The following is a 3,112-nucleotide window of genomic DNA, read 5'->3' on the forward strand; positions in this document are numbered from 1 at the left end:
GCGCACCTGCCAGTCCTGCACACTGCGCAATTCCTGCGGGTCCCAGCCTCCGGCAGGATTTCCTTCCTTGTCCAGGCCCTCCAGCGTGTACCAAAACACCTGGCCCAGCGCAGTGGCGTCCGGCCCCATGCGCGGCTGAACGCTCTCGGGAAGCGCATCCGGAGCCAAGCTATTGAGTTTTTCCAGAACCCGTGTCCGCGACCAATAAAACTCCACGTCCTCCTTGAATGTAAGATAGATACTGGAAAATCCGAACATCGAATAACTGCGAATGGTCTTAACTCCAGGAGTACCCAACAAAGCCGCGGTCAAAGGATAAGTCACCTGGTCTTCCACATCCTGGGGCGAGCGACCCGTCCATTCCGTAAAAACAATCTGCTGGTTCTCCCCGATGTCCGGAATTGCATCCACGGGCACGGGATTCCGGGGCAATCCTTTGAGATCCCAATCAAAGGGGGCGACCGACACTCCCCAAGCCACGGCAAAGATTACGAACAAGAAGACCACCAGCGGGTTGTCCACGCAGAAACGTATGATGGCACTAAGAGGGCCGCGAGCTTCGTTACGAGAATCAGTGGGCATGTGCGCCCCCTCCCCTTGCCTGCGGCGCGCCCTGCGGGCTCATCATGCTCGGCCGCGCCTGGATCTGCAGAGAGCTGTCGATCTTGAAATTGCCGTGCGTCACCACGCGATCTCCTTCGGTCAGTCCCGAGCGCACCACATAGTCATCGCCTGCGCGGGGCCCGAGCACGATCTCGCGACCCTCATAGGTCGGCTTCTTTGCGCCGGGAATTTCCACATAGACCACGGCCCGAGCGCCGGTAATCAGCGGCGCAGTTGCGGGAATGACCAGAGGCGGATCGGTTTCCTTTGCCGGCGCGTGACCCAACTCCGAGGCCGGGACCAGGTCCATACCGCACACCGGGCATTCTCTCTCGCCATCGCGAACCACCCCGGGATGCATGGGGCAAATCCGCTTACCCTCCAAGGACGCATCAATCACCTTGCCACCCTGGCCCAAATGAGCCATGGCCATCGCGCGCACAAACATGCCTGGCTTCAAAAGCTGGCCATGATTCTCCACATTGACCCGCACCTTCACTGTGCGCGTCCGGGAGTCCAGCACCGGGTCGATCCAGGAAATGCGCCCCGCAAACTTCTCACCCGGGTAGGCCTCGCTCTGGAAAGTCACTTCCTGTCCCGCCCTGAGCCAGGGCAGATCCGATTCATAGGCATCCAGCCGGACCCACACAAAGCTGAGATCCGCAATGGACAAGAGCGTGGCACCGGTCTGCACGTACTCGCCTTCCACCACCGACTTCCTGAGGACCACCCCGCCGGCGGGCGCATACAAGGTCATGTGATCCTCTGCACTGCCGCGCTTCTCCAGCTCCTGCACTTGCTCCGCAGTAATGCCCAAAAGACGCAATTTCTCGCGCGCGTTGTCCACGGTCATGGCCGAGGTGATCTTGATGATGGCCAGCTGACTTTGCGCCATCTCATTCACACTCCGCAAAGCCTGCAGATACTCTTCTTGCGCGGACAAGAGTTCCGGGCTGTACATATTAATCAGACGATCTCCTTTGCGCACCGGCACACCGGTGCTATCCACATACAGGCGGTCAATCCGGCCCGACACCCATGCCGTGATATCGGCCAAGCGGGTTTCGTCATACTCGACCTTGCCCACCATGCGGACTTCCTTGTCCACGAAACGGCGTTCTACCGCCGCGGTTTGAATTTCAGCCAGTTTTTTCGCTGCCTCGGACATGATCAGTTGGCGAGACTGCTGCGTTTCCGCGCCGGAAGGATTTCTGAGCAAAATCAAATCCATATGGCAAATCGGGCATTTGCCCGGCTTGGGAAGTCGGATCTGCGGATGCATGGAGCAGGTCCAGACTTCCGCCTGCGCTTGAGTTTCTACCAATGCTCCGGTTTCAGGGGATGGCACACGGCCGCCTCCGACACTGGCCAGAATCCAACCTACGGAAATGCCTGCTCCCAGTAACAACCACGCTGCCTTGCGATTGGAGCTCTTATTCACGGTATCGCCTCCCCCAGGGAACGCCCGGCCAGAACTTCCAACTCGGCCAGATATTGTTCGGCCGAAGCCACCGCCCGGTAATAGGCAAGATGGAATTCCAGCAAGGTCCGCTGGCTGTCGACCAACGTTAAGAAATCGGTTCTTCCTCCGGAATAATCTGTCTGCGCAGCTTTCAGGGCCTGGTTGGCCTTGGGCAGAAGCGCGTGTTCATAAAGACCGGCCTGGCGCCGGGCGTTGCGATACTGATAGGCGGCCATGGTTCCCCGGGAATCCAAATCCCGCAGGAAAGCTTCCGCGCTCTCCCGGGAAGCATTGAGCTCTGCCTCGGCCTCGCGCACCCGGGCTCTCCGGCTGTGAAGCCACAAAGGAAGATTGATCGAAACCATGACCATCTCCGCATCTTCGCCGCTGCCGCTGACACCGGTCATACTTTCTCCCGTGAGGATCCTTTCATAGCCCACGCTAAGATCCGGCACATAGTCGAGCTTGGCCAGCCCAACACCCAGCTCAGCTTCAGCCGCATTGTGCTGCACGGATTTTAGAAGCGGATTGTCCCTTCTCCAGCCGTTGGCCAGAGATTCAGTGTCCGCGGCGAACTGGGTTTGCGGAATCCTCTCGGGCAAGGGCAAAACCGCGTCCCAATCCCGGTTGAGCAGGGCATTGAGACGCCCCGCCACCACAGGAATCATGTCCTTGAGTGTTTCCACTTCGTTGGCCAAACGCCCCAGCTCCACCTGTGCCTTCAAGAGATCCTGGTTGCTGGCGCCGCCGGATTTGAACTTGGTCTGCGCCACTCGCTCCAAGTTCACCAAAAGATTCAAGTTCTCCTCGTTGATGGCCAGAGCCTTGGCCAGATAGGCAAACTCATAGAACGCGCTCTTTACGTCCGCCCGCAAACGCAAATGCTGCGACCGGAATTTTTCGTATTCCGCCCGCGCATTCTCAAGCGCAACCAGTCCTTTCTTGCGCAGCTTCCATGGAAAAGGAATGCTCTGCTCGATGCGGTACCGCGCCTCCTGCGGCCCCACCCGGGTTTGGACCGGCTCCAGTTGATTGCTGTAGCTGAGC

Annotated in this window: 3 protein-coding genes; all 3 read right to left on the bottom strand. The window is 58.9% G+C overall.

What is annotated here, in order from left to right:
- Positions 1-582 (bottom strand): efflux RND transporter permease subunit (locus JW937_02215; GenBank protein MBN1586227.1); only part of this gene is annotated, 582 nt, incomplete at its 3' end.
- Positions 572-2,044, bottom strand: coding sequence for an efflux RND transporter periplasmic adaptor subunit (locus tag JW937_02220; protein MBN1586228.1), 1,473 nt, complete (start codon positions 2,042-2,044; stop codon positions 572-574). The genes JW937_02215 and JW937_02220, both read right to left, overlap by 11 nt.
- Positions 2,041-3,112 (bottom strand): TolC family protein (locus JW937_02225; protein MBN1586229.1); only part of this gene is annotated, 1,072 nt, incomplete at its 5' end. The genes JW937_02225 and JW937_02220, both read right to left, overlap by 4 nt.

It is taken from the genome of Candidatus Omnitrophota bacterium (genome assembly GCA_016929445.1).
Lineage (GTDB): Bacteria > Omnitrophota > Gorgyraeia > JAFGIU01 > JAFGIU01 > JAFGIU01.